Raw genomic sequence first — 24389 nt, 5'->3', positions numbered from 1 at the left:
TCTGAAAATTGCGGCCGGTCCCTTGAGACCGGCCGCTTTCGTTTTGGCTTCATATGCCGCGCTGTCACCGAGGTGACGGCTGCCCTTGCCGGCGTGAGAGGATGTAGCTGTAAAGGCTGCCGACGACGAATGGCAGCACGAACGCTGCGATCGCTATTGCTGCAAGCCATGGCCCGGCGGTCAGTGCCAATGCCGCCAGCATCAGCATGATGCCGGATATCAGCATGAGCCTACCGGTTAGGCGATGCGTTGCCGCCCAGTTGGCCGGGTCTGCGAGTGTCCACGGCAGGCGGAGGCCAGCGAAACCGTTCGGTTGCGACTTCGGCATCACATTGCCGATGACGACTGAAAGCAGACCCATGGCGAACGCGATGACGCGGACCATCGACACGTCGATCCCGAGGCCGATCAACACGATGACGGTCTGGATTGCCGTAAAGAGTGCAAGAACGCCGGTCGACGCGGCGGCGGCGACATGGTGGCCGGCCTGTCGTCCGGGTGCGAAGCGGTCGGCGAAAGCCACCAGCGCCAGAACGATCGTTGCACTGATTGGCGCCATCAGTAGCGCACGGTCGCGCGGCCAGAACCCATCCGGCTTGCCGTCGACGCCCCAATGGATCGGAAGTTCGCTTCCGGGTAGGATCATGAGGTAGCCGGCGAGCGTCGTCGCGACGAGCGCGGCCGCCAAGGGCAACACCAGGGGAGAGCGCAGCACAGATGTCATGGCCTTTGATCCTTCTTGCCCAGAAGCCCGCCTAGGGCTTCTTCCAGGATGGACATATTGAGATGATAGATCAGGCTCGTGCCACGGCGCTCGACTGCGACCAGCTCGGCGTCGCGCAACTTGTTGAAATGCACCGAAAGCGTCGGCTTGGTCAGATCGAAATGGCCGGCGAGCTCACCCGCACTCTTCGGGCCGCTTTTCAGCAGCGTCAGAATTTGTCGCCGCACCGGGTGTGAAAGTGCTTCGAAGACGGTGTTGATCCGCATAGCCCATGATCCGTTGTCGTTCAGTGGTTAGATAATTATCTAATTAGAGTCAACACGAATGAGAAGGCCCGTTGAACGCCAAGACGCTTGGGGTGACGGTGGTCAATGGATTCGGTTTGAAGGATGCGGTCCGCCGCGAAGTCGCTATTTGCCTGTGGCTTTGGCCTTCAGCCAGGCGGTCTGCCGCCGTGCGCGACGCAGTGCCGTGAAGGCTGCGCCGAGCGAGACGACGACAAGTGCGACGAGGATCACTTCGCCATCGCCGAGCCACAGCCCTTCGAAAGCCGAGACGACTGCGGCCAACGTGATCGCCGCCATTCGATGCTGCTTTGCCATCGGGCCCGAAAAGTCGCTCGGCGCGCCATTGGCGCGTCCGAGTTCGCGCACATAAGCGGTGAGCACGGCGAAGGCGCCGGCAGCAAAGCCGAGCGCGGGCAGGCCGATGCCACAACCGGCGCCGACGAGAATGAAGAGGTCGGCGATCCGGTCGGGAAATTCGTTCCAGAACGGGCCGTCCGGCCCTCCCTTGCCGCCTTCGACGGCGACCATGCCGTCGAAAAGATTGCAGAGCAGACGCATCTGGCAGAACAGGGCAGCCGCGATGAAAAGCAGGGCGCGAAGTCCGTCCTGGGCCTCGCTGGTTAGCCAGAAGGCAAGGCCCGCAAGGGCCGCGGCCGCCACACTCGCCTGCGATATCTGATTGGGTGTGATCGCCATTGAGGCGAGGCGTCGGGCGATTGCCTGCGCCCAGCGGGTGTTGCGGCTGGCCAAGGGCCTGCGGTCGCCGGTTTCTTTCATTGTTCAAGTTCCCCTGCGACTGATCGAAAAGTTGTAGAGTACCGCATAGCTGGTCGATACCAGCAGCGGTACGGCAATCGTCTTGAGAATTTCCGGTGTTCCGGTTGCCGCATGGACGGCGACGAGAATGGTGATTGAGGCAAGGCAGGCGAGGAATGGTGGCATCCAAAGCCGCAAGACCCCGCGGAAACGAAGAGACAGCGCCTCGATCGTCGATTTCAGGCATAGCGTCAGCGCGGCTGAAAGCGCGCCCTGCACCAAGCCGGCTATCAACGGTCGCGGCATTGCATGATGCCTGTTGGCAAACAATGCCCATCCGCCCATCGCCAGAAACGCAAAAAGCACATGGACGATGCTGCTGCGGGCAAGGGCGCGCAGACGGCTGCTCATGTCAGCGACCACCAATATCGCGTCAGATGAAAGAAGATCGGTGCCGAGAACACGACCGAATCAAGCCGGTCGATCAAACCGCCATGTCCTTCGATCAGGTGACCCCAGTCCTTGACCCCGCGGTCCCGCTTGATCGCCGACATTACCAGCCCGCCGAAGAAGCCCATCATCGTGATGATGAACGACATCAGCCCAGCTTGAAGCGGCGTAAATGGCGTGATCCACCAGAGCGAGGCGCCGAGCAGAGTTGCGCTGGCAACTCCGCCGGCAAAACCCTCCACCGTCTTCGACGGCGAGAGTTTCGGGGCGATCTTCGTGCGTCCGAAGAGCTTGCCCCAGATATACTGCAGCACGTCGCTCGATTGCACGACGATCACCAGGAAGGCGATCAGCAGCACATTGCGTCCCTCGTAGCCGGGTATCTGCAGGGTCAGCAGTGCCGGCACATGCGAGGCACAAAAGACGCAGATCATCAGCGCCCATTGGACTTCGGAGATCCGCAGCAGGAAGTTTTGCGTGTCGCCGCGCAGGACGGCGATGATCGGCATGAGCAGGAAGGCATAAACAGGAATGAAGATCGCATAGATGCCGTATTCCTCCGCCCAAAGCAGATAGTAGTTGATCGGCAGGGCCAGGAAGAAGGCGGCGGCAATCGCCCAATGATCGGCGCGGCGGGTGTTGATGAGCGTGATGAATTCGCGAAGCGCTGCAAAAGAGCAGAAGGCGAAGAGCAGCAGCACCCCGACCCGTCCGGCAAGGAAGGCAATGGCGATCAGGAAGACCATTGCCCACCAGGCCTTGATACGGGCATTCAGGTTCTCGATCGCGCCATTGGAGCCATCGGGCGAGAGCTTGCGCTGCAGAACATAACCGACCGACGAGGCGAACAGCAGGATACCGCCGACGCCGAGCAAAAGGGTGACCATGTCGGAAGTCGTCGTGCTCATGCGTCGTTGTCCGTCTGTGCCGGGGCGAGGGAAAGCAGCGCGCCTTGCGCCCTGGTGATGAAGTCTTCCTTGCTCTCGTCTGGTTCAACCCTCAGCGGTTCGCCGAAGTTGATCGTGCAGATCAACGGGATCGGAACAAACTCGCCCTTCGGCATCACGCGGTTGAGATTGTTGATCCAGACCGGGACGAGGGCGACGTCCGGCCGCTTGCGCGCAAGGTGATAGAGGCCGCTCTTGAACGGCAGCAGCTTGGCCTCGGTCTGGTTGCGTGTACCTTCGGGAAAGACGATCAGTGACGCGCCTTCGTCAAGTGCCGTTGCCATCTGTTCGACGGGGTCGCTGGTGCGGGCGGCGGGGTCGCGTTCTATCAGAACGGCATCGAAGACGTCGCGGCCGATGAAGGATGTCAGCTTCGACTTCAGCCAATACTCGGCGCTGGCGACGGGACGGGCACGTTCGCGCAGCCAGGGCGGCAGCACAGCCCAGATCAGGATGAAATCGCCATGGCTGGAGTGATTGGCGAAATAGATGCTCTGTTTCGGCGGCAGGCCGGTTTCGTGCCAGATTGCGCGGGCAGCTGTCAGCGCACGCGCAAACATCATGATGGCGACCGAAGCGAGCTTGGCAAGCAAATCGCGAATCATTCCGCCTCGATCCCATCTTGAAGGTATCCCGGTGTCGAGGGATGCGTTGCCCCTCGTGCCCGCATGCGTCCCACGCCCTGCAATGAAATGATCAAATGTCGCCCCTCAAACCTGCAACCGGTCGTAACCTCAGGCTGCATCGACCGACTTTACGCGATTGCCTCCGCTTCACAAGCGGCCGAAGTCGCTCCTGGGATGATGACGTGCGAGCGGCTCAATTTCTTCGATCTCCGTAGTTTTTTGAGTGCTCTGGAAAACGATGCGACGTCGCACCGCAGCCTTCGACCGCAGAGTGGTTCCATCCGACGTTGACCGCTTGCAACTCCGCCGCTAATTTTCGAGCTCAACAAGAGGAGCGTCGTCCAATGCGCCAGTAATGCCCGGTGAAAGCCGAATTCGCTTCAACTTCGCTCGCGAAGGGGATGGACAATGGCATTGCTCGATCCGCAACAGACGGACAGACGCCGAGGTATTTTTGCCTCCGATCTCTATTCTCCACCGTGAGCGGTCATATTTGGACGTGTTTCCAGGGACCGATTATGCAGAATATATCCTCCAATCTCGATCTCATCGATCACAACCGACAGGCCTGGGACAGGCAGGCGAGCCAGCAATGCGAATGGTCTCAGCCGGTCACGCCGGAATTGATCGCCGCCGCCCGTAACGGACAATGGCAGGCTCGGCTGACGCCCGGTGACCTGCCTCAGGGATGGCTGCCCGACATCCGCGGCAAGAAGATCCTGTGCCTGGCTTCGGCCGGTGGCCAGCAGGCTCCCATTCTGGCAGCGGCCGGTGGCGAGGTTACCGTCTTCGATATTTCGGAGCGGCAACTCGATCAGGACCGGCTGGTGGCGGCGCGCGAAGGCCTGCTGCTGAAAGTCGTCCAGGGCGACATGCGCGATCTCTCGCTCTTTGCCGATGGCACCTTCGACATCGTCTTCCATCCGATATCGAACCTCTACGTCCCCGATATCCAGCCGGTCTGGCGCGAATGCCACCGGGTTCTGAAGACGGGCGGTCGGCTGCTTGCAAGCTTCTACAATCCAGTGGTGTTCGTCGGTGACCGCGACCCGAGCTATGCCGAACAGGGCCTCATCCGCCCCGTTAATCAGCTTCCCTTTGTCGAGGCCGAACATCTCGCTGCCGACTCGGTGCGGTCCAAGATCGACAGGGGCGAAGCCCTGGTGTTCGGGCACAGCCTGGCTGAACAGATCGATGGTCAACTGCGGGCCGGCTTCGTGCTGGCTGGCTTCCACGAAGACTGGCAGCCTGTGCCACGCTTCGTGATCGACAGGTTTGTGCCGACCTTTATCGCGACCTGCGCCATCAAAAGCGATCTTGGTCTTTGACGCGGATGGCCCGATCTCGCTGTTCGGGCCGCAAACGCAGGCGGAAAGAGAACAACCGCAGCGGCCGACGCGACGCTGCGGTTGCGGTCCCCAGCGCTCCTCGTGGCGCCGTGTTACGTCGTGTTACTGTTACGTACTTCCCAAACCACCGATTTCATCCTTTTCTGTTCTCCAACTAAAGAAAGGGTCGATACGTATGCGCTTCATAGCTTTGTTGTTTGTGCCTTTGACGATCGCCGTATTGGGGCTTTCGGGCTGTGCCACTACTCCCTCGAGCAATACGACCTACGCACAGCCCCAAACGTCCGCCCCCGGTCTCGGGGCCTCGAATACGGCCAACGCCACGGCGGCTCCGGGATTCTACTAACGCTCAGGCAGTTCGGTACCTGCTGGCAAGTATATATCTGCGGCGGGCGGTGCCCGCCACGGACGGCTCCTGTTTGCGGCGGATGCTTGGGGCCAAGCGGCCAATCGGCGCCATAGCCGCCAGCCGGCTTGCATTCGCCGGCCAAAAGTTGCAAACAGCGGCGAACCATCAGGGAACACGCCATGAGCCTCTCCAAGCGCACCACCCGCCCGCTCGATCACCTCGTGCTGCCGGTGGATACGCTCGAACAGGCACGGCGTCGCCTCAATGATCTCGGCTTCATGGTGGCCGAGGATGCCCGCCACCCCTTCGGTACCGAAAACGCCTGCGTTTTCTTCTCCGACAACACCTATCTCGAGCCGCTTGCCGTCGCTTCGCGCGAGGAATGCGAGGCGGCAGCCTTGGCCGGCAACGCCTTCGTTGCCCGCGACCAGGCATTCCGTTTCCGCCAGGGGCCGGAGGGCCTCTCGGCGATCGTGCTCGGTACCGAGGACGCTGCTGCCGATCACATGCGGTTTCGCGCCCGTGGCATTTCCGGCGGCGACATGCTGGAGTTCTCCCGGCCGATGCGGCTACCCGATGGTCGGGAGGGTCTCGGATCCTTCCGGCTGGCCTTTGCCGCCGACCTGCGCTCGCCGGATTTCTTCCTGTTCAGCTGTCAGCGCGTGCGTGCCCTTCCGACCGACCGGGGTGCGCTCGAACGGCACGAAAACGGCGTGCTCGGCATTTCCGAGGTGGTGCTTTCGGAGACGAACCCGACCGATTTCCAATACCTGCTGCAGGAGGCGGTCGATGAGCGCGAAGTCGCGGCTCACTCCTTCGGCATGGACATCGAGACGACGAACGCCAAGATCTCGGTTCTGAGTGCTGCCGGTATTGAAGCCTTCTTCGGCCGCTCGGTTCGCGACGCCGAGCGCGGCTTGCGCGGCCGGGCCGTAATCTTCCGTGTCGCCGACCTCGAAGTGACGCGCGCGCTCTTTGCGCGCAACGATATCGAATTTTCAGAAATGGGCGGACGCCTCATTGTCCCCGAAATGGCGGGGCAAGGGGTGATCTTCGCGTTTGGAGCTTGATGATGGAAACGAATGCCAGAGTAGTCGTCGGTGAAGGTGCCAGCCAAGTCGCCTTCTCGCAGAAGGAGCGCCTGTCGCTGATCGCCGGCCCCTGTCAGATGGAAAGCCGCGAGCACGCCTTCATGATGGCGGGAAAGCTTGCCGAACTGTGCAAGTCGCTTGATATCGGCCTCGTCTACAAGTCGTCCTTCGACAAGGCCAACCGCACGTCGCTTTCGGGCAAGCGCGGCATTGGCCTCGACACCGCCATGGAGATCTTTGCCGATCTCAAGAAGGAGTTCGGCTTCCCGGTCCTGACCGATGTCCACACCGAGGAGCAATGCCCAGTCGTCGCCGAGACCGTCGACATCCTGCAGATCCCGGCCTTCCTGTCGCGCCAGACCGACCTTCTGGTGGCCGCTGCAAAGACCGGCCGCACCATCAACGTCAAGAAGGGCCAGTTCCTGGCGCCTTGGGACATGAAGAACGTGCTTGCCAAATTCACCGAGAGCGGCAACCCGAACGTGCTTCTGTGCGAGCGCGGCGCGTCCTTCGGCTACAACACGCTGGTTTCCGACATGCGCTCGTTGCCGATCATGGCCTCGCTCGGCGCGCCTGTCGTCTTCGACGCCACCCACTCGGTACAGCAGCCGGGCGGGCAGGGCGGTTCCACCGGCGGTCAGCGCGAATTCGTTGAAACGCTGTCGCGTGCAGCCGTTGCCGTCGGCATCGCCGGCCTGTTCGTCGAAACCCACGAGGATCCGGACAACGCGCCCTCCGATGGCCCCAACATGGTGCATCTGAAGGACATGCCGCGGCTGCTCGAAAAGCTGCTGGCCTTTGATGCCGTCGCCAAGGGCTGAGACAGCCTCGTGAAATTTTCATGAACCCCGGTGGCGCGGTTGTTTTTGCATCTTGCACGCCATTGAAATTCCCGGGCCTTCGCTTATGACAGGCCCGACCCACCACCGTCCTCAAGCAGGGAAGAGATCATGACTGCAATCATCGACATCATCGGCCGAGAAATTCTGGACAGCCGCGGCAACCCGACCGTCGAGGTCGACGTCCATCTGGAAGACGGAAGCTTCGGCCGCGCAGCCGTGCCGTCGGGTGCCTCGACCGGTGCGCATGAGGCAGTCGAGCTGCGCGATGGTGGAACGCGTTACCTCGGCAAGGGTGTCGAGCGCGCCGTCGATGCCGTCAACGGCGAGATCTTCGAGGCGATCGGTGGCCTCGACGCGGAAAACCAGATCCAGATCGACAAGACGATGATCGAGCTGGATGGCACGGCCAACAAGTCGCGCCTTGGCGCCAACGCCATCCTCGGTGTGTCGCTGGCCGTCGCCAAGGCTGCTGCAGAAGCTTCCGGCCTGCCGCTCTACCGTTACGTCGGCGGCCCGAACGCGCACGTGCTTCCGGTTCCGATGATGAACATCATCAACGGCGGCGCCCATGCCGACAACCCGATCGACTTCCAGGAGTTCATGATCGTTCCGGTCGGTGCCGAGACGATGCGTGATGCGGTCCGCATGGGTTCGGAAGTGTTCCACACCCTGAAGAAGCAGCTTGCAGCCGACGGCCACAACACCAATGTCGGCGACGAAGGCGGCTTTGCGCCGGGTCTGGCCTCCGCTCCGGCAGCGCTCGACTTCATCATGAAGTCGATTGAAAAGGCTGGCTACAAGCCGGGCGAAGACATGTTCATCGCGCTCGATTGCGCCGCGACCGAATTCTTCAAGGACGGCAAGTACGTGCTCGAAGGCGAGGGCCGCACGCTGGAGCCGGGCGCAATGGCCGAATACCTGGCGGAACTCGCCGCCAGGTACCCGATCTTCTCGATCGAAGACGGCATGGCGGAAGACGACTGGGACGGCTGGAAGGCCGTGACCGACCTCATCGGCAACAAGTGCCAGCTCGTCGGCGATGATCTGTTCGTCACCAACTCCGCGCGCCTGCGCGACGGCATCAAGATGGGTGTTGCCAACTCGATCCTCGTCAAGGTCAACCAGATCGGCTCGCTGTCGGAAACGCTCGACGCCGTCGAGACCGCGCACAAGGCACGCTACACCGCCGTCATGTCCCACCGCTCGGGCGAGACCGAGGATGCGACGATCGCCGACCTCGCGGTTGCCACAAACTGCGGCCAGATCAAGACCGGCTCGCTGGCCCGTTCCGACCGGCTCGCAAAGTACAACCAGCTGATCCGTATCGAAGAGCAGCTCGGTCTGCAGGCCAAGTACGCCGGCCGTTCGATCCTGCGCGGCTGATAGCCTCGATCGATTGCTGAAAATTAAACCCGCTCACGGCCGCCGTGAGCGGGTTTTGCTTTATCCGGCCATTCATGGTCAACGGTCGGTTAATCAATGCCCGCTAGTCTCATCTCTGTATTGCGTATCAGGGTACGGACGGGATGTGGACACGGCATCATAAGAAACGGAAACTAGGTCGGTTGGTGGTGCCGCTGATCGCGGTCGCCTTTCTCTCCTATTTCGGCTATCATTCCATTCACGGCGGCTACGGCTTGAAGGCGACGGAACAATTCGATCGCCAGATCGTTGAGCGGCAGGCACGGCTGGACGAGCTCACCAGGCAGCGTACGACCCTCGAAAGAGAGGTCCAGCTGATGAGCGACGGTTCGCTGGAGCGTGACATGCTGGATGAGAAAGCACGCCTCGCGCTCAACATGTCGCGCAGCGACGAAATCGTTATTTTCCACCGCATGACGAATTAACCGAAATTCGGTTAATTGACATTTAGCTTTTAAATTCAATAGCTTGTGCGGAATGCGAGCCATGCAAATATGGCATTGCTGTGGCGCTTTTCTTTCCCTATGGTAACCGTCAAAGGCTAACCATTGGGAGGAATGAATGGCTCCGCGAAAAAACGCGTCCGTCTCCAGCCGTAAGACCGCAGCAAAGCCGGCCAAGAAGGACTTGAGCGGCGGCACCATCGCCGAATTCACCAAGGAAGACGAACTGAAAGCCTACCGCGAAATGCTGCTCATCCGGCGTTTCGAGGAAAAGGCCGGCCAGCTCTACGGCATGGGCTTCATCGGCGGCTTCTGTCACCTCTACATCGGCCAGGAAGCTGTCGTCGTCGGCATGCAGATGGCCCTGAAAGAGGGCGATCAGGTCATCACTGCCTACCGTGACCATGGCCACATGCTGGCCTGCGGCATGAGCGCCCGTGGCGTCATGGCCGAACTCACCGGTCGTCGCAGCGGTCTTTCCAAGGGGAAGGGCGGCTCGATGCATATGTTCTCCAAGGAAAAGCACTTCTACGGCGGTCACGGCATCGTCGGCGCACAGGTGTCGCTCGGCACCGGCCTTGCCTTCGCCAACCGCTATCGCGGCAATGACAATGTCAGCGTCGCCTATTTCGGTGACGGCGCGGCCAACCAGGGTCAGGTCTACGAAAGCTTCAACATGGCGCAGCTGTGGAAGCTTCCGGTGATCTACGTGATCGAGAACAACCGCTATGCCATGGGCACCTCGGTCACCCGCGCCTCGGCGCAGACCGATTTTTCCAAGCGCGGTGTTTCCTTCGGTATCCCCGGCTTCCAGGTTGATGCCATGGACGTTCGCGCCGTCAAGGCGGCTGGCGACGAGGCTGTCGAGTATTGCCGTTCGGGCAAGGGCCCGATCATTCTCGAAATGCAGACCTACCGCTATCGCGGCCATTCCATGTCCGACCCGGCGAAATACCGCTCGAAGGACGAAGTGCAGAAGATGCGGTCGGAACACGACCCGATCGAGCAGGTGAAGGCGCGTCTGGCCGAAAAGGGTTGGGCGAGCGAGGACGAGCTGAAGCAGATCGACAAGGACGTCCGCGACATCGTCGCCGACAGCGCCGACTTTGCCCAGGCTGATCCGGAGCCGGATGCATCCGAGCTCTACACCGATATCCTGCTTTGATCCGGGGAGGTTCAAACATGCCAGTAGAAATTCTCATGCCCGCCCTTTCCCCGACGATGGAGGAAGGCACGCTCTCGAAATGGCTAAAGAACGAAGGCGACAAGGTCTCCTCCGGCGACGTCATCGCCGAGATTGAGACTGACAAGGCCACCATGGAAGTGGAAGCCGTCGACGAGGGCACGATCGGCAAGCTGCTGATCGCCGCCGGCACCGAAGGCGTCAAGGTCAACACGCCGATCGCGGTCCTGCTGCAGGACGGCGAAGGCGCTGGCGATATCGCCGCACCGAAGACTGAAGCACCGAAGGCTGCCGCCGCAAGCGAAGCACCGGCCGCCGCGGCGTACGCACCGGCACCGGTTGCCGCCCAGCCGAAGGTCGAAGTTGCCGCCGATCCGGCGATCCCGGCCGGTACCGAAATGGTGACGATGACCGTGCGCGAAGCTCTGCGCGACGCCATGGCTGAAGAAATGCGCGCCAGCGACGACGTTTTCGTCATGGGCGAGGAAGTCGCCGAATACCAGGGCGCCTACAAGATCACGCAGGGGCTGCTGCAGGAATTCGGCGCCCGTCGCGTCATCGACACGCCGATCACCGAACATGGCTTTGCCGGCGTCGGCGTTGGCGCTGCCATGACCGGCCTGCGCCCGATCGTCGAGTTCATGACCTTCAACTTCGCCATGCAGGCGATTGACCAGATCATCAACTCCGCCGCCAAGACGCTCTACATGTCCGGCGGCCAGATGGGCGCGCCGATCGTGTTCCGTGGCCCGAGCGGTGCTGCGGCCCGCGTCGCGGCCCAGCACTCGCAGTGCTATGCCGCCTGGTACAGCCACATTCCGGGTCTCAAGGTCGTCATGCCGTACACGGCTGCCGACGCCAAGGGCCTGCTGAAGGCCGCGATCCGTGACCCGAACCCGGTCATCTTCCTCGAAAACGAAATCCTCTACGGTCACTCCTTCGAAGTGCCGAAGCTTGATGATTTCGTGCTGCCGATCGGCAAGGCGCGTATCCACAAGGTCGGCAAGGACGCGACCATCGTTTCCTTCGGCATCGGCATGACCTACGCGGTCAAGGCGGTGGCGGAACTGGAAGCGCAGGGCATCGACGTCGAGCTGATCGACCTTCGCACCATCCGTCCGATGGACCTGCCGACGGTGATCGAATCCGTCAAGAAGACCGGCCGTCTGGTCACCGTCGAAGAAGGCTATCCGCAGTCTTCCGTCGGCACCGAGATCGCGACCCGCGTCATGCAGCAGGCCTTCGACTATCTCGACGCCCCGATCCTGACGATCGCCGGCAAGGATGTGCCGATGCCTTACGCCGCGAACCTCGAGAAGCTCGCGCTTCCGAACGTCGCAGAGGTCGTCGATGCGGTGAAAGCCGTTTGCTACAAATAAGGGGAGGGCCCTTCGATGCCTATCAACATCACAATGCCTGCCCTCTCTCCGACGATGGAAGAAGGCAATCTGGCCAAGTGGCTGGTCAAGGAAGGCGATAAGGTCAAGTCCGGCGATGTGATCGCCGAGATCGAAACCGACAAGGCGACGATGGAGGTCGAGGCCGTCGATGAAGGCACCGTCGCCAAGATCGTCGTTCCTGCCGGCACCGAAGGCGTCAAGGTCAATGCGCTGATCGCAGTTCTCGCAGCCGACGGCGAAGATGTTGCCGCGGCCGCCAAGGGCGGCAATGGCGCAGCGGCGCCGGCTCCGGCCGAAAAGAAGGAAGAGCCGGCCCCTGCGCCGGCTGCAGCAAGCGCTCCGGCTCCTGTCGCAGCTCAGCCGGTGGCGGCAGCTTCGCAGGCGACCAAGACGGAATCCGGCAGCCGCGTCTTCTCGTCGCCGCTCGCACGTCGTCTGGCCAAGGATGCCGGCATCGATCTTTCGGCAATCGCCGGCTCCGGCCCGCATGGCCGCGTGATCAAGAAGGATGTCGAGTCCGCTGTTGCCGGTGGCGGCGTCAAGCCGTCTGCCGCGCCAGCAGCAGGTGTTGCCGCTCCGGTTGCCGCACCGCTTGCCAAGGGCATGTCGGAAGACGCCGTTCTCAAGCTGTTCGAGCCTGGTTCCTACGAGCTGGTGCCGCATGACGGCATGCGCAAGACGATCGCCAAGCGGCTCGTCGAATCCAAGCAGACGATCCCGCACTTCTACGTCTCGGTCGACTGCGAACTCGACGCGCTCCTGGCGCTCCGGGCACAGCTCAACGCTGCATCCCCTGAAAGAGATGGCAAGCCGGTCTACAAGCTCTCGGTCAACGACATGGTGATCAAGGCGCTGGCGCTGGCGCTGCGCGACGTTCCGGATGCAAACGTGTCCTGGACCGACAGCAACATGGTCAAGCACAAGCATGCCGATGTCGGTGTGGCCGTGTCCATTCCGGGCGGCCTGATCACCCCGATCGTTCGTCAGGCGGAGCTGAAGAGCCTGTCAGCCATCTCCAACGAGATGAAGGACCTCGGCAAGCGCGCCAAGGACCGCAAGCTGAAGCCTGAGGAATATCAGGGCGGCACCACGGCGGTCTCCAACATGGGCATGATGGGCGTCAAGGACTTCGCCGCCGTCGTCAACCCGCCGCATGCCACGATCCTTGCGGTCGGTGCGGGCGAGGAACGCGTTGTCGTCAAGAACAAGCAGATGGTCATCGCCACTGTGATGACGGTCACGCTCTCGACCGACCACCGTTGCGTCGATGGCGCGCTCGGCGCCGAGCTGCTCGGAGCCTTCAAGCGCTACATCGAAAACCCGATGGGCATGCTGGTCTGATGTGGACCAGGACCGGCTTTCGGGCCGGTCCGCTCCTTGATCGCAATGCCGAAGGCGGGCCCGGACGATGAAAACAGTTCTCTGCTACGGTGACAGTCTGACATGGGGCTATGACGCGTCCGGCCCGGGCCGTCATGCGCTCGAAGACCGCTGGCCGAGCGTACTGCAAAAGGCGCTCGGGCCCGATGTTCACATTGTCGCCGAAGGGTTGAACGGACGCACGACCGCCTATGACGATCATCTCGCCGATTGCGACCGCAATGGTGGACGGATGCTGCCGAGCGTCCTGCACAGTCATGCGCCTCTCGATCTGATGGTCATTCTGCTCGGCTCCAACGACATGAAGCCGATCATTCACGGCACGGCTTTCGGTGCGGTCAAGGGCATCGAGCGCCTGGTCAATCTGGTGCGCCGTCACGATTGGCCGGTTGAAACGGCGGAAGGTCCCGAAATCCTCATCGTTTCGCCACCGCAGCTTTGCGAGACCGCAAACAGCGCATTCGCGGCGATGTTCGCTGACGGCATCGAGCAATCCGCGATGCTGGCGCCGCTCTATCGCGATCTGGCGGACGAACTGGATTGCGGGTTCTTCGATGCCGGATCGGTTGCGAGGACAACGCCGCTCGATGGCGTGCATCTGGACGCGGAAAACACCCGCGCGATCGGCCGGGGCCTCGAGCCGGTCGTCCGGATGATGCTCGGTATCTGAGATGGCCGACGACGTCACCATCAGACCGGCGGAACGAAATGAGGCGGCGGAACTCGCTGTTCTCGTCGACATCGCCTCGCACGGCTTTGCCGCCTGGCTCTGGTATGGCGCGGTTCTCGGTGGTGCGACCGATACGGCTTTCGAGCGCGGGCGCAACAAGCTGCGCGAGGATGTCGGGCCAGGAAACTGGCGTGATGCGGTCGTGGCCGACCTCGAGGATGAAATCGCAGGCCTGTCGATCGGTTACGGCATCGACGCTTCGGTGACGGAGATCGAAGCGAAACATGCCGTGCTCGAACCCTTGCTGGCACTGCAGCGGCAGGCGGCCGGTCACTGGTTCATCGATAGCCTCGGCGTCTATCGTCACCGGCGCGGCCGCGGCATCGGACGCAGACTGCTTGCACATGAAATTGCACGCGCCGGCACGGCGGCGGTGAGCCTGATCACCGAAAGCCACAATGACAGGGCGCAGGCACTCTACAGGGCAAACGGCTTCGAGGAGGCGACTCGGGCCGAGGCCGTGCCGCTCTTCGAAGGCAGCAGAAAACACGACTGGGTGCTCTTCACCCGCAAGGTCGCTTGAGACAAAGGCAGGAAACACATGGCTGAGAATTACGACGTCATCGTCATCGGTTCGGGTCCGGGGGGCTACATCGCCGCCATTCGTGCGGCACAGTTGGGCCTCAAGACCGCGGTCGTCGAGCGTGAGCATCTGGCTGGCATCTGCTCCAACTGGGGCTGCATTCCGACCAAGGCGCTGCTGCGCTCGGCCGAGGTGCTGCACTACGCCCAGCATCCGGGCAGCTACGGCATCAAGATCGAAGGCGCGGTGACACCGGACCTGAAGGCGATCGTTGCCCGCTCGCGCGGCATTGCCGAGCGCATGAACGGCGGCGTCGGCTTTCTCATGAAGAAGAACAAGGTCGACGTCATCTGGGGCGAAGCCAAGCTGACCAAGCCCGGCGAAATCATCGTCGGCAAGATGACGAAGGCGATCGTGCAGCCCCAGGCGCCGCTGCCGAAGAACACCAAGGGCGAGGGCACCTACACTGCCAAGCACATCATCATTGCCACCGGAGCCCGTCCACGGGCACTGCCTGGCATCGAGCCGGACGGCAAGCTGATCTGGACCTATTTCGAGGCGATGAAGCCTGAGGAAATGCCGAAGTCGCTGCTGGTCATGGGCTCGGGCGCCATCGGCATCGAGTTTGCCTCGTTCTACCGCACCATGGGTGTTGACGTGACCGTGGTCGAGGTCATGCCGACCGTGATGCCGGTCGAAGACGCCGAGATCTCCGGCATTGCCAAGAAGCAGTTCGAAAAACAGGGCATGAAGATCCACCTCGATGCCAAGGTGACGAAGGTCGACAAGGCTGCCAACTCGATCACCGCCCATGTCGAGATGAAGGACGGCAAGGTCGAAAAGATCACCGCCGACCGGATGATCTCCGCCGTCGGCGTTCAGGGCAACATCGAGAACCTTGGTCTCGAAACGCTGGGTATCAAGACCGACCGCGGCTGCATCGTCATCGACGGCTACGGCAAGACCAACGTTCCCGGGATCTACGCGATCGGTGACGTTGCCGGTCCGCCGATGCTCGCCCACAAGGCCGAGCACGAGGCCGTGATCTGCGTCGAGAAGATCGCCGGCCTGCCGAATGTCCACCCGATGGACAACTTGAAGATCCCGGGCTGCACCTACTGCCACCCGCAGGTCGCCTCGGTCGGCCTCACCGAAGCCAAGGCCAAGGAATTGGGCCGGGATATCCGCGTCGGCCGCTTCCCCTTCGTCGCCAACGGCAAGGCGATCGCGCTTGGCGAAGACCAGGGCTTGGTCAAGACGATCTTCGACAAGAAGACTGGCGAACTGCTGGGCGCACACATGGTCGGCGCTGAGGTGACCGAGCTCATCCAGGGCTTCGTCGTCGCGATGAACCTGGAGACGACAGAAGAAGACCTGATGCACACGATCTTCCCGCATCCGACGATCTCGGAGACGATGAAGGAGAGTGTTCTCGATGCTTATGGGCGTGCGCTGAACGCCTGATGGGACTGGCTTCCGCCGGAACTTTTGGCTCGATCCGGCATTGAGGACGCGACCTTGTCCTCAATGCACGGAGATCACCATGAGTTTGAACGGCGTCGGCATCCTGGCTGCGATCATCATCGGCGGACTGGCCGGATGGCTCGCGGAGAGGTTCATGAACAGCGACATGGGTCTGTTCATGAACATAGCGCTCGGCATCATCGGAGCGGTGGTGTTGAACTTCATTCTGGCAACCTTCGGCATGGCTTTTGCCGGCTGGCTCGCCTATCTGGTCATCGGCTTCATCGGCGCCTGCCTGCTGATAGCCATTGGCCGCGCTGTCAAACGATAGCCTGCGACACTTCGAACGCTACTGCATAATTCCTTAAATCGGAATCGATTTAAGGAATTATGCAGCGACTCAAAGTGTTACAGCGACCTTTGCGCGTCTAAATAGACGCGCGGCGCTGTAGCGGTCGGGCTGTCCGACAAAAGGTGGCCTGACATTTCCTGTCGAGCCATCTATATAGATCGAAAATGGGTCTGTCGGCACGATGCCGCAGCCGCCGCGACGAGGAAGACAGTATGGTAACGGTGTTCGATGCCGCTTCTGACCGGGCGCAACGCGTCCGCCATCCGGAAAAGGCCCACAAGCCCGACACCGAAATGCTGCGCAAGCCGGAATGGATCCGCGTCAAGGCGCCGATGTCGAAGGGTTATCAGGAGACGCGCGAACTGGTGCGTTCGCACAAGCTCGTGACGGTCTGTGAAGAAGCCGGTTGCCCGAACATCGGCGAATGCTGGGACAAGAAACACGCCACCTTCATGATCATGGGCGAAATCTGTACCCGCGCCTGCGCCTTCTGCAATGTCGCAACCGGCAAGCCGAATGCGCTCGACATGGCGGAACCCGAGAACGTCGCCAAGGCCGTCAAGCAGATGGGCCTCTCCCACGTCGTCATTACCTCCGTCGACCGTGACGACTTGGCCGACGGTGGCGCCGAACATTTCGAGAAGGTGATCTGGGCGATCCGCGCCGCGTCGCCGCTGACCACCATCGAAATCCTGACGCCTGACTTCCTGAAGAAGCCCGGCGCCCTGGAGCGCGTCGTCGCCGCCAAGCCTGATGTGTTCAACCACAACATGGAAACCGTGCCGGGCAACTATCTCACCGTCCGTCCAGGCGCCCGATACTTCCACTCCATCCGCTTGCTTCAGCGCGTCAAGGAACTCGATCCGACGATGTTCACCAAATCCGGCATCATGGTCGGTCTCGGCGAAGAGCGTAACGAAGTGCTGCAGCTGATGGACGACCTGCGCACCGCCGACGTCGATTTCATGACCATCGGCCAATACCTGCAACCGACGCGCAAGCACCATAAGGTCGAGAAGTTCGTCACACCCGAGGAATTCAAGTCCTACGAAACGGTCGCCTATACCAAGGGCTTCCTCATGGTCGCCTCGAGCCCGCTCACCCGCTCGTCGCATCACGCCGGCGACGATTTCGCCCGCCTGCGTGCGGCGCGCGAAAAGAAGCTGCTGGCTGCTGCTCAGTAGTGTCAAGGCATTTCGAAACAACAAGAACTCCGGCCCCAGCGCCGGAGTTTTCGTTTGAATGTCACTCATCGCGCGCGAAGCGCATTACCTCTCGCGTACGCGCAAAACTTGCAAATTTTTGGTCGATCGCGTAACGGCTGTTTGATTGGTGGTGAGAGCCAGCTTTTTTGACGCCTTTCGACGAGGCGAACCAAGCGCATGGATCGTTTGTGGAGAGTTTCTCGATGGACCGGCCAATAGCGTCAGGAACGGTGAACTACATCGACGATGCCATCGCTGCTGATCATATCCGCAGTGCCAGGCGCATGCTCGTGGTCGGATGCTCTGGTGGCGGAAAGTCGACGCTTTCACAAAAGCTCTGCGGGCATCTCGATCTCGCTTACATTTCGATCGATCGCGATATTTTGTGGTTGCCCGGTTGGGTACAGCGCGACCGGGCGGAGCAGCGGCAGCGCATCGTCGAGAGGATCGCCGGCGATCGCTGGATCATGGATGGCACCAACCCTTCAACCTTTGATGTCCGTGTGCCGCGAAGTGATATCGTCATCTGGGTGCGCATGCCGCGGCTTCTCTGCATCTGGGGTGTCGTCACCCGCTGGCTGAAGTATCTCGGGCGCACCCGCCCTGAGATGGCGCCGGGCTGCATCGAGAAGGTCGACTGGCAGTTCCTCGAATTCATTTGGACCTTCGAGGACAGGTTCTCGCCGCGTATCGTCGCCGGCCTTGCCCAACACGGGCCGAATGTGCCGGTTCTGCAGTTGAAATCGCGGCGCCAGATGCAGAGGCTCCTTGATCTTCTCGGCGTGCCCGCTTAACTCCCCTCTATGCCGCACTTTGAAACGAACCATGTCGTCAAGCACACGGCCGACCAGATGTTCGATCTTGTCGCCGACGTCGAACACTATCCGGAGTTCCTGCCGCTCTGCGAGGCGCTGACCGTGCGCTCACGCAAGGAGAGGGATGGCAAGATCTTGCTGTTGGCCGACATGACCGTCGGCTACAAGGCGATCCGCGAAACCTTCACGACGCAGGTCCTGCTGAACAAGGCCGAACGCATGATCGAGGTGAAGTACATCGACGGTCCGTTCAAATATCTCGACAATCGCTGGCGCTTCGAACCCTCCGGCGAGGGGCAGTCGATCGTGCATTTCTACATCGACTATGAGTTCAAGAGCCGCATTCTCGGGGCACTGATGGGCTCGATGTTCGACCGCGCTTTCCGCATGTTCTCCGACGCGTTCGAGAAGCGCGCAGACAAGATTTACGCGGTCTGAGCGACCTCTTTCAGCATCTCCAGCGCCGTTCGGATGGTTGCCAGCCGCACGGCATCGCGACCGATATCGCCATAGCGCATCTCGCGGTGGAGGGCAGTGCCGTTACGCCCCGTTGCCGACAGATGCACCAGGCCGACAGGTTTTTCCGGCGACCCGCCGCCCGGGCCGGCAATGCCGGTCACCGCGACGGCGAAGTCAGCCTCGGAGCGTGCAACCGCCCCACGCGCCATTTCGACGGCCGTCTGCCTTGAAACAGCGCCGTGGGCGGCGAGCGTTGCCGGATCGACGCCGAGCATCTGGATCTTGGCGTCGTTGGAGTAGGTGACGAAACCGCGATCGACGACGGCGGATGATCCGGAAATTTCCGTCAGTGCACCGGCAATCAGTCCGCCCGTGCAGGATTCGGCAGTTGCCACCTTGAGGCCGCGCGCGGTGAAATCGGCAATGATCTTGCTGGCCGTCGCTTGAATGTCATTCGGCCACATCGTGTGCGCCCCCTGATGTGTAGACAACGGTCGCTGTCGCGATCGCGGCGATACCCTCGTCGCGGCCGACGAAACCGAGCCGCTCGTTCGTCGTCGCCTTGACCGAACAGCGGTCGAGATCGATGCCGAGCATGTCGGCAAGGTTCTCCCGCATCGCCTGGCGATGCGGCCCGACCTTTGGGGCTTCGGCAATCAGCGAGATATCGGCATTGGTGATCGTGCCGCCGCGCTGGCGCACGATGCTTGCGGCGTGTTCGAGGAAGATGCGCGAGGGTGCACCCTTCCACTGCGGGTCGGACGGTGGGAAGTGGTCGCCGATATCGCCGGCGCCGCAGGTGGCAAGCAGCGCATCGGTGAGCGCGTGCAGGGCGACGTCGGCATCGGAATGGCCGGAGAGCTTCTTGGTATGCGGGATCAACACACCGCAAAGCGTCACGCCATCCCCTTCGACCAGCTGGTGCACGTCATAGCCATTACCGGTGCGAACGTCCGGAATCAGATGTCGCTTGAGTTTCTCGTCGGCCATGGCGATGTCCCTTTTCAGTGTGAGCTTGACGTTGTCGACCGTGCCTTCGACGAGCATCACCGGGATACCTGCCCATTCGGCGATCGAGGCGTCGTCGGTAAAATCCGTTCGTCCGCTTGTCGCGGCGGCTCTGTGGGCGTCGAGGATGGCCTTGAGATCGAAGGTCTGTGGTGTCTGCGCCGCATGGAGATGATTGCGCGAGACGGTTTCGGTCACCATGCCGGCGGCGTCGGCGCGCTTGAGCGTATCGGATACGGCAATCGCCGGCAGCACGGCGCGTGCCCCCTTTGCCAGAGCGTCAGCGCAGCGCGACAACAGGGCATGATCGGCAAAGGGGCGCACGGCGTCATGGATCATGACGTAGCGTGAGCCCGCTGCCGCTACGGCTTCCAGGCCTGCGAGAACCGATTGCTGCCGCGTCGCGCCGCCGTGAACCACGATCAACTCGCGTGCCGGCGATCGCCTGCGTGCGGCCGCCAGCAGATCCTCGTCATCGGGGTGGATGACGACCACGATCGGGCCGGCCCCCGGCCATGTCGCGAAAGTGTCAAGCGTATGGGCGATAACGGGCCTGTCGCCGATGGTGCGGTACTGCTTCGGACCTTCGGCCGAATGTCCGGCGCGTTCGCCGCGCCCCGCTGCAACGATTACGACGCCGCAGGAAAGCTGTTCTTCAGACTGCATCTTCTGTATGTGGTCCCGGATTTCGCCAATCTTCGCCGTGATGTACCGCGAAGGTCCGTGCTTTGCCAGCTGAACAGGGAAATTTGCCCGACGCTTCGAAATCGCTTGGCAAGCCAAAGAACAATGTCTAAAAATAGTGCAAGAACAACATGTGCCTGAAAGATATGCATTTGCCAGCTCCGGCCCTGTCATCGCCGCTTCGGATCGGGAATGTCGAAATCCGCAACCGGGTGGCGCTCGCCCCGATGTCTGGCGTCACGGACCTGCCGTTCCGCACCTTGGCCTGGCGCTTCGGTGCAGGGTTCGTCGTGACGGAGATGGTGGCGAGCCGCGAGCTTGTCGGCAACGCCTCGGAATCGTGGGCGAGGCTGAAGAACTCCGGCATCAAGCCGCACATCGTGCAGCTTGCCGGCCGCGAAGCGCATTGGATGGGCGAGGCGGCAAAAATCGCTGCTGCAAATGGTGCCGACATCATCGATATCAATATGGGCTGCCCGGCAAAGAAGGTGACGGGCGGCTATTCCGGCTCGGCGCTGATGCGCGATCCCGATCATGCCTTGTCGCTGGTCGAGGCGACGGTGAAGGCCGTGGATGTGCCGGTCACTCTGAAGACGCGGCTTGGCTGGGACGAAAACTCGATCAACGCCCCGCTGATCGCAAGGCGGGCACAGGAGGCCGGCGTCCAGGCGATCACCGTGCACGGCCGCACCCGTATGCAGTTCTACACCGGTAGAGCCGATTGGGACGCGATCCGCGCCGTGCGTGAGGTTGTTTCCGTGCCGCTGGTTGCCAATGGCGACGTCGCTACGGTAGCGGATGCGGAAGAGATACTAAGGCGCTCCGGGGCCGACGCCGTCATGGCCGGCCGGTCGTCTCAAGGCCGCCCCTGGCATGTCGGTGTTCTCGCCGGCGCGGCGGCACATCCCGACCAGGCGGAGATCGCCGACATTTTCGTGGAGCACTATCAGATGATGCTCGAATTCTACGGTGCCGACACGGGCCTGAGGCATGCGCGCAAGCATGTCGGCTGGTATCTCGACCGTTTCGCCCCCGATCTTGCTGGCGCAGAGAAGGGGGCGATCCTGACGTCGACTGATTCCAAATCCGTCGCCGCGCGCGCGTCCGACGCCATTCGCAGTTCGCATGTGACCTTCTCGAGCGAAGGGATCGCCGCATGACCGAGAAGCCCAATAGTCCGGAAGCCTTGGCTGCTGCCAACGGCCTGTCGATGGCGGTGCTCAACGCGATCCAGAATCCGGTGATCCTTGTCGATCAAAATGGTCTCGTCGCCTTTGCCAACTGGGAAGCCGAGTCCTTTTTCGGCGCCAGCGCCAACCACCTGGCCCGCCACGACATCAGCGCCTTCATTCCGTTCGGCAGTCCGCTTTTGACACTGATCGAGCAGGTGCGTGAGCGCAAAGCCCCGGTCAACGAGTATCGCGTCGATCTCAGCTCGCCGCGGCTGGGGGCCGACAAGCTGGTCGATCTCTATGTGGCGCCGGTGCTTTCGGAGCCCGGCTCCGTCGTGGTCGTCTTTCAGGAGCGGTCGATGGCCGACAAGATCGACCGCCAGCTGACGCATCGGGCGGCTGCGCGTTCGGTCACTGGTCTCGCTTCGATGCTGGCGCATGAGATCAAGAACCCGCTTTCCGGCATTCGAGGTGCCGCGCAATTGCTGGAGACCTCCGTCAATGACGAAGATCGGGCGCTGACCCGGCTGATCTGCGACGAGACCGACCGGATCGTCTCGCTGGTCGATCGGATGGAAGTATTCTCCGACGAGAGACCCGTCGACCGTGTGCCGCTCAATATTCACTCGGTGCTCGACCATGTGAAGGCGATCGCCAAGGCGGGCTTTGCGCGCCGGATCAAGGTGACGGAGAACTACGACCCGTCGCTTCCCTCGGTCTTTGCCAACCGCGACCAGCTCGTGCAGGTGTTTCTCAATCTCATCAAGAACGCCGCCGAGGCGATCGGTGACCGGTCGGAAGGCGAGATCATGCTGACGACCGCCTACAGGCCCGGCATCCGCCTTTCGGTCGCAGGCACCCGCGAGAAGATCTCGCTGCCGCTCGAATTCTGCGTGCACGACAACGGCCCGGGCGTTCCCTCTGACCTGCTGCCGCACCTGTTCGATCCGTTCATCACGACCAAGACCAACGGTTCGGGTCTCGGGCTGGCACTCGTCGCCAAGATCATCGGCGGGCATGGTGGCATCGTCGAATGCGACAGCCAGCAGAATCGCACGACTTTCCGCGTCCTGATGCCGGCCTCCAAGGGGCAGGCGGCGGACGAAGACGACATGCCTATGACAAAAGGAAACATTGCATGACGGGTGCCACGATCCTCGTCGCGGATGACGACGCAGCCATTCGCACCGTGCTCAATCAGGCGCTGAGCCGCGCCGGCTACGACGTTCGCATCACGTCGAACGCCGCGACGCTCTGGCGCTGGATCTCCGCCGGCGATGGTGACCTGGTTGTCACCGACGTGGTCATGCCCGACGAGAATGCCTTCGACCTGCTGCCGCGCATCAAGAAGGCGCGCCCCGATCTGCCGGTGCTTGTCATGAGCGCGCAGAACACTTTCATGACGGCAATCAAGGCGTCCGAAAAAGGCGCCTACGACTATCTGCCAAAGCCCTTCGATCTGACGGAGCTGATCGGCATTATCGGCCGGGCGCTGGCCGAACCGAAGCGCCGCCCGTCCAAGATCGACGACGATTCGCAGGATGGCATGCCGCTCGTCGGCCGCTCGGCCGCGATGCAGGAAATCTATCGGGTTCTCGCCCGCCTGATGCAGACCGATCTCACGCTGATGATCACCGGCGAATCCGGTACGGGCAAGGAGCTGGTCGCGCGCGCGCTGCACGACTACGGCAAGCGCCGCAACGGCCCCTTCGTTGCGATCAACATGGCGGCCATTCCGCGTGATCTGATCGAATCGGAACTGTTCGGCCACGAAAAGGGGGCCTTCACCGGCGCCCAGACCCGCTCGACCGGCCGTTTCGAGCAGGCCGAAGGCGGCACGCTCTTCCTCGACGAAATCGGCGACATGCCGATGGATGCACAGACGCGGCTGCTGCGTGTGCTGCAGCAGGGCGAGTATACGACGGTCGGCGGCCGCACGCCGATCCGCTCCGACGTGCGCATCGTCGCGGCAACCAACAAGGATCTGAAACAGTCGATCAACCAGGGTTTGTTCCGCGAGGATCTGTATTACCGGCTGAATGTGGTGCCGCTGCGCCTGCCGCCGCTGCGCGATCGTGCGGAAGACATTCCCGATCTCGTGCGCCACTTCGTTCAGCAGGCGGAAAAAGAGGGGCTGGACGTCAAGCGTTTCGATCAGGAGGCGCTCGAGCTGATGAAGGCGCATCCGTGGCCGGGCAACGTGCGCGAGCTTGAAAACCTCGTGCGTCGACTGACCGCGCTTTACCCGCAGGACGTCATCACGCGGGAAATCATCGAGAACGAGCTGCGCTCGGAGATCCCCGACAGCCCCATTGAAAAGACGCAAGCGCGCAGCGGTTCGCTGTCGATCTCGCAGGCGGTCGAGGAGAATATGCGGCAATATTTTGCCAGCTTCGGCGATGCGCTTCCTCCGACCGGTCTTTACGAGCGTGTGCTCGCCGAGATGGAATATCCGCTCATCCTTGCCGCGTTGACGGCGACGCGCGGAAACCAGATCAAGGCCGCCGATCTGCTCGGCCTCAACCGCAACACACTGCGCAAGAAGATCCGCGAACTGGGCGTGTCGGTCTATCGCAGCTCGCGCACGGCTTGACTTGGCCATACCCACCGTTGCATTTTCGCCACAATGCGTTGCTTGAACGTGTTATGACCGCCGAATCGAGCGGTGTTGCGCTGCCTTGCCCGGCCCTAAGGCCTGTGGCCCATGCGCAACAGCTCCGACGGACGG

Annotated in this window: 26 protein-coding genes; 18 read left to right on the top strand and 8 right to left on the bottom strand. The window is 61.9% G+C overall.

Annotation, left to right across the window (positions count from 1 at the left end):
* Positions 1-64: 64 nt before the first annotated feature.
* The 6 genes from BC363_RS07090 to BC363_RS07065 all read right to left on the bottom strand — a co-directional run bounded on the left by BC363_RS07090 (position 65) and on the right by BC363_RS07065 (position 3766).
* Positions 65-724 carry an SdpI family protein gene (locus BC363_RS07090; protein WP_065781258.1) on the bottom strand — a complete coding sequence of 220 codons (660 nt, stop codon included), beginning with the start codon at positions 722-724 and terminating at the stop codon, positions 65-67.
* Positions 721-990 carry a metalloregulator ArsR/SmtB family transcription factor gene (locus tag BC363_RS07085; RefSeq protein ID WP_202618545.1) on the bottom strand — a complete coding sequence of 90 codons (270 nt, stop codon included), beginning with the start codon at positions 988-990 and terminating at the stop codon, positions 721-723. Before BC363_RS07085 ends, BC363_RS07090 begins: the two co-directional genes overlap by 4 nt.
* A 144-nt stretch (positions 991-1134) precedes the next feature.
* Positions 1135-1788 (bottom strand): CDP-alcohol phosphatidyltransferase family protein, encoded by a 654-nt coding sequence (locus BC363_RS07080; protein WP_065781257.1) that lies wholly within the window; start codon positions 1786-1788, stop codon positions 1135-1137.
* A 3-nt stretch (positions 1789-1791) separates the two neighbouring features.
* Positions 1792-2178 (bottom strand): hypothetical protein, encoded by a 387-nt coding sequence (locus BC363_RS07075; protein ID WP_065781256.1) that lies wholly within the window; start codon positions 2176-2178, stop codon positions 1792-1794.
* Positions 2175-3125 carry a phosphatidate cytidylyltransferase gene (locus tag BC363_RS07070; protein WP_065781255.1) on the bottom strand — a complete coding sequence of 317 codons (951 nt, stop codon included), beginning with the start codon at positions 3123-3125 and terminating at the stop codon, positions 2175-2177. The genes BC363_RS07075 and BC363_RS07070 overlap by 4 nt, the downstream gene beginning before the upstream one ends.
* On the bottom strand, positions 3122-3766 hold the full coding sequence (locus BC363_RS07065) for a lysophospholipid acyltransferase family protein (RefSeq protein WP_065781311.1): 645 nt from the start codon (positions 3764-3766) through the stop codon (positions 3122-3124). Before BC363_RS07065 ends, BC363_RS07070 begins: the two co-directional genes overlap by 4 nt.
* Before the next feature lie 542 nt (positions 3767-4308).
* Here BC363_RS07065 and BC363_RS07060 point away from each other — a divergent pair.
* From BC363_RS07060 to BC363_RS06990, 15 genes are all read left to right on the top strand, one after another.
* Positions 4309-5118, top strand: coding sequence for a class I SAM-dependent methyltransferase (locus tag BC363_RS07060; RefSeq protein WP_141690248.1), 810 nt, complete (start codon positions 4309-4311; stop codon positions 5116-5118).
* Between the two features lie 549 nt (positions 5119-5667).
* Entirely contained in the window at positions 5668-6558 is an 891-nt protein-coding gene (locus tag BC363_RS07055) for a VOC family protein (RefSeq protein WP_065781254.1), read from the top strand.
* Positions 6558-7400, top strand: coding sequence for a 3-deoxy-8-phosphooctulonate synthase (gene kdsA, locus BC363_RS07050; protein ID WP_065781253.1), 843 nt, complete (start codon positions 6558-6560; stop codon positions 7398-7400). The genes BC363_RS07055 and kdsA overlap by 1 nt, the downstream gene beginning before the upstream one ends.
* A gap of 129 nt (positions 7401-7529) precedes the next feature.
* Positions 7530-8804 (top strand): phosphopyruvate hydratase, encoded by a 1275-nt coding sequence (eno, locus tag BC363_RS07045; RefSeq protein ID WP_065781252.1) that lies wholly within the window; start codon positions 7530-7532, stop codon positions 8802-8804.
* Between the two features lie 143 nt (positions 8805-8947).
* A complete protein-coding gene (locus BC363_RS07040) occupies positions 8948-9268 on the top strand; it encodes a septum formation initiator family protein (RefSeq protein WP_065781251.1) in 321 nt (106 codons plus the stop codon).
* 136 nt (positions 9269-9404) lie between these two features.
* A complete protein-coding gene (gene pdhA, locus BC363_RS07035) occupies positions 9405-10451 on the top strand; it encodes a pyruvate dehydrogenase (acetyl-transferring) E1 component subunit alpha (RefSeq protein WP_065781250.1) in 1047 nt (348 codons plus the stop codon).
* A gap of 17 nt (positions 10452-10468) precedes the next feature.
* Entirely contained in the window at positions 10469-11848 is a 1380-nt protein-coding gene (locus tag BC363_RS07030) for a pyruvate dehydrogenase complex E1 component subunit beta (protein ID WP_065781249.1), read from the top strand.
* A 15-nt stretch (positions 11849-11863) separates the two neighbouring features.
* Complete coding sequence (locus BC363_RS07025; RefSeq protein ID WP_065781248.1) at positions 11864-13210, top strand: pyruvate dehydrogenase complex dihydrolipoamide acetyltransferase; 1347 nt, start codon at positions 11864-11866, stop codon at positions 13208-13210.
* A 67-nt stretch (positions 13211-13277) separates the two neighbouring features.
* On the top strand, positions 13278-13919 hold the full coding sequence (locus BC363_RS07020; RefSeq protein ID WP_065781247.1) for an SGNH/GDSL hydrolase family protein: 642 nt from the start codon (positions 13278-13280) through the stop codon (positions 13917-13919).
* Position 13920: 1 nt separating this feature from the next.
* A complete protein-coding gene (locus tag BC363_RS07015) occupies positions 13921-14502 on the top strand; it encodes a GNAT family N-acetyltransferase (RefSeq protein WP_065781246.1) in 582 nt (193 codons plus the stop codon).
* An 18-nt stretch (positions 14503-14520) separates the two neighbouring features.
* Positions 14521-15966 carry a dihydrolipoyl dehydrogenase gene (gene lpdA, locus BC363_RS07010; protein ID WP_065781245.1) on the top strand — a complete coding sequence of 482 codons (1446 nt, stop codon included), beginning with the start codon at positions 14521-14523 and terminating at the stop codon, positions 15964-15966.
* Between the two features lie 79 nt (positions 15967-16045).
* The gene (locus tag BC363_RS07005) at positions 16046-16297 is read left to right on the top strand and encodes a GlsB/YeaQ/YmgE family stress response membrane protein (RefSeq protein ID WP_065781244.1); all 252 of its coding nucleotides are present in this window, start codon (positions 16046-16048) and stop codon (positions 16295-16297) included.
* A 233-nt stretch (positions 16298-16530) separates the two neighbouring features.
* Positions 16531-17502 (top strand): lipoyl synthase, encoded by a 972-nt coding sequence (lipA, locus tag BC363_RS07000; RefSeq protein WP_065781243.1) that lies wholly within the window; start codon positions 16531-16533, stop codon positions 17500-17502.
* A 224-nt stretch (positions 17503-17726) separates the two neighbouring features.
* Positions 17727-18317 carry an AAA family ATPase gene (locus BC363_RS06995; RefSeq protein WP_065781242.1) on the top strand — a complete coding sequence of 197 codons (591 nt, stop codon included), beginning with the start codon at positions 17727-17729 and terminating at the stop codon, positions 18315-18317.
* Between the two features lie 9 nt (positions 18318-18326).
* Positions 18327-18776 carry a type II toxin-antitoxin system RatA family toxin gene (locus tag BC363_RS06990; RefSeq protein WP_065781241.1) on the top strand — a complete coding sequence of 150 codons (450 nt, stop codon included), beginning with the start codon at positions 18327-18329 and terminating at the stop codon, positions 18774-18776.
* Here the strand turns inward: BC363_RS06990 and BC363_RS06985 are convergent.
* Both BC363_RS06985 and BC363_RS06980 read right to left on the bottom strand, forming a co-directional pair.
* Entirely contained in the window at positions 18764-19261 is a 498-nt protein-coding gene (locus BC363_RS06985) for a CinA family protein (protein WP_065781240.1), read from the bottom strand. The two genes, BC363_RS06990 and BC363_RS06985, sit on opposite strands and share 13 nt — an antisense overlap.
* Positions 19248-20471: a bifunctional 2-C-methyl-D-erythritol 4-phosphate cytidylyltransferase/2-C-methyl-D-erythritol 2,4-cyclodiphosphate synthase gene (locus BC363_RS06980; RefSeq protein ID WP_141690246.1), complete on the bottom strand. Its 1224-nt coding sequence runs from the start codon at positions 20469-20471 to the stop codon at positions 19248-19250. Before BC363_RS06980 ends, BC363_RS06985 begins: the two co-directional genes overlap by 14 nt.
* A 149-nt stretch (positions 20472-20620) precedes the next feature.
* Here BC363_RS06980 and dusB point away from each other — a divergent pair, with 149 nt between their 5' ends.
* The 3 genes from dusB to ntrC are packed head-to-tail and all read left to right on the top strand — an operon-like array spanning position 20621 to position 24254.
* Positions 20621-21649, top strand: a complete 1029-nt coding sequence (gene dusB / locus BC363_RS06975; protein ID WP_065781239.1) for a tRNA dihydrouridine synthase DusB — start codon at positions 20621-20623, stop codon at positions 21647-21649.
* Positions 21646-22803: a nitrogen regulation protein NR(II) gene (locus BC363_RS06970; RefSeq protein WP_065781238.1), complete on the top strand. Its 1158-nt coding sequence runs from the start codon at positions 21646-21648 to the stop codon at positions 22801-22803. The genes dusB and BC363_RS06970 overlap by 4 nt, the downstream gene beginning before the upstream one ends.
* Positions 22800-24254 carry a nitrogen regulation protein NR(I) gene (gene ntrC, locus BC363_RS06965; protein ID WP_053247260.1) on the top strand — a complete coding sequence of 485 codons (1455 nt, stop codon included), beginning with the start codon at positions 22800-22802 and terminating at the stop codon, positions 24252-24254. The genes BC363_RS06970 and ntrC overlap by 4 nt, the downstream gene beginning before the upstream one ends.
* The last annotated feature ends 135 nt before the right edge of the window (positions 24255-24389 follow it).

The sequence above is a fragment of the Ensifer sp. LC384 genome (genome assembly GCF_001695865.1).
Lineage (GTDB): Bacteria > Pseudomonadota > Alphaproteobacteria > Rhizobiales > Rhizobiaceae > Ensifer.
Note: the sequence above shows the minus strand (reverse complement) of the source record. Positions and strands in the feature narration are given on the sequence as shown.

What these genes read in the sequence shown, in the direction of transcription:
- BC363_RS07090 (WP_065781258.1), bottom strand. Translation starts at nt 724, where the DNA reads ATGACATCTGTGCTGCGCTCTCCCCTGGTGTTGCCCTTGGCGGCCGCG.
- BC363_RS07085 (WP_202618545.1), bottom strand. Translation starts at nt 990, where the DNA reads ATGCGGATCAACACCGTCTTCGAAGCACTTTCACACCCGGTGCGGCGA.
- BC363_RS07080 (WP_065781257.1), bottom strand. Translation starts at nt 1,788, where the DNA reads ATGAAAGAAACCGGCGACCGCAGGCCCTTGGCCAGCCGCAACACCCGC.
- BC363_RS07075 (WP_065781256.1), bottom strand. Translation starts at nt 2,178, where the DNA reads ATGAGCAGCCGTCTGCGCGCCCTTGCCCGCAGCAGCATCGTCCATGTG.
- BC363_RS07070 (WP_065781255.1), bottom strand. Translation starts at nt 3,125, where the DNA reads ATGAGCACGACGACTTCCGACATGGTCACCCTTTTGCTCGGCGTCGGC.
- BC363_RS07060 (WP_141690248.1), top strand. Translation starts at nt 4,309, where the DNA reads ATGCAGAATATATCCTCCAATCTCGATCTCATCGATCACAACCGACAG.
- BC363_RS07055 (WP_065781254.1), top strand. Translation starts at nt 5,668, where the DNA reads ATGAGCCTCTCCAAGCGCACCACCCGCCCGCTCGATCACCTCGTGCTG.
- kdsA (WP_065781253.1), top strand. Translation starts at nt 6,558, where the DNA reads ATGATGGAAACGAATGCCAGAGTAGTCGTCGGTGAAGGTGCCAGCCAA.
- eno (WP_065781252.1), top strand. Translation starts at nt 7,530, where the DNA reads ATGACTGCAATCATCGACATCATCGGCCGAGAAATTCTGGACAGCCGC.
- BC363_RS07040 (WP_065781251.1), top strand. Translation starts at nt 8,948, where the DNA reads ATGTGGACACGGCATCATAAGAAACGGAAACTAGGTCGGTTGGTGGTG.
- pdhA (WP_065781250.1), top strand. Translation starts at nt 9,405, where the DNA reads ATGGCTCCGCGAAAAAACGCGTCCGTCTCCAGCCGTAAGACCGCAGCA.
- BC363_RS07030 (WP_065781249.1), top strand. Translation starts at nt 10,469, where the DNA reads ATGCCAGTAGAAATTCTCATGCCCGCCCTTTCCCCGACGATGGAGGAA.
- BC363_RS07025 (WP_065781248.1), top strand. Translation starts at nt 11,864, where the DNA reads ATGCCTATCAACATCACAATGCCTGCCCTCTCTCCGACGATGGAAGAA.
- BC363_RS07020 (WP_065781247.1), top strand. Translation starts at nt 13,278, where the DNA reads ATGAAAACAGTTCTCTGCTACGGTGACAGTCTGACATGGGGCTATGAC.
- BC363_RS07015 (WP_065781246.1), top strand. Translation starts at nt 13,921, where the DNA reads ATGGCCGACGACGTCACCATCAGACCGGCGGAACGAAATGAGGCGGCG.
- lpdA (WP_065781245.1), top strand. Translation starts at nt 14,521, where the DNA reads ATGGCTGAGAATTACGACGTCATCGTCATCGGTTCGGGTCCGGGGGGC.
- BC363_RS07005 (WP_065781244.1), top strand. Translation starts at nt 16,046, where the DNA reads ATGAGTTTGAACGGCGTCGGCATCCTGGCTGCGATCATCATCGGCGGA.
- lipA (WP_065781243.1), top strand. Translation starts at nt 16,531, where the DNA reads ATGGTAACGGTGTTCGATGCCGCTTCTGACCGGGCGCAACGCGTCCGC.
- BC363_RS06995 (WP_065781242.1), top strand. Translation starts at nt 17,727, where the DNA reads ATGGACCGGCCAATAGCGTCAGGAACGGTGAACTACATCGACGATGCC.
- BC363_RS06990 (WP_065781241.1), top strand. Translation starts at nt 18,327, where the DNA reads ATGCCGCACTTTGAAACGAACCATGTCGTCAAGCACACGGCCGACCAG.
- BC363_RS06985 (WP_065781240.1), bottom strand. Translation starts at nt 19,261, where the DNA reads ATGTGGCCGAATGACATTCAAGCGACGGCCAGCAAGATCATTGCCGAT.
- BC363_RS06980 (WP_141690246.1), bottom strand. Translation starts at nt 20,471, where the DNA reads ATGCAGTCTGAAGAACAGCTTTCCTGCGGCGTCGTAATCGTTGCAGCG.
- dusB (WP_065781239.1), top strand. Translation starts at nt 20,621, where the DNA reads ATGTGCCTGAAAGATATGCATTTGCCAGCTCCGGCCCTGTCATCGCCG.
- BC363_RS06970 (WP_065781238.1), top strand. Translation starts at nt 21,646, where the DNA reads ATGACCGAGAAGCCCAATAGTCCGGAAGCCTTGGCTGCTGCCAACGGC.
- ntrC (WP_053247260.1), top strand. Translation starts at nt 22,800, where the DNA reads ATGACGGGTGCCACGATCCTCGTCGCGGATGACGACGCAGCCATTCGC.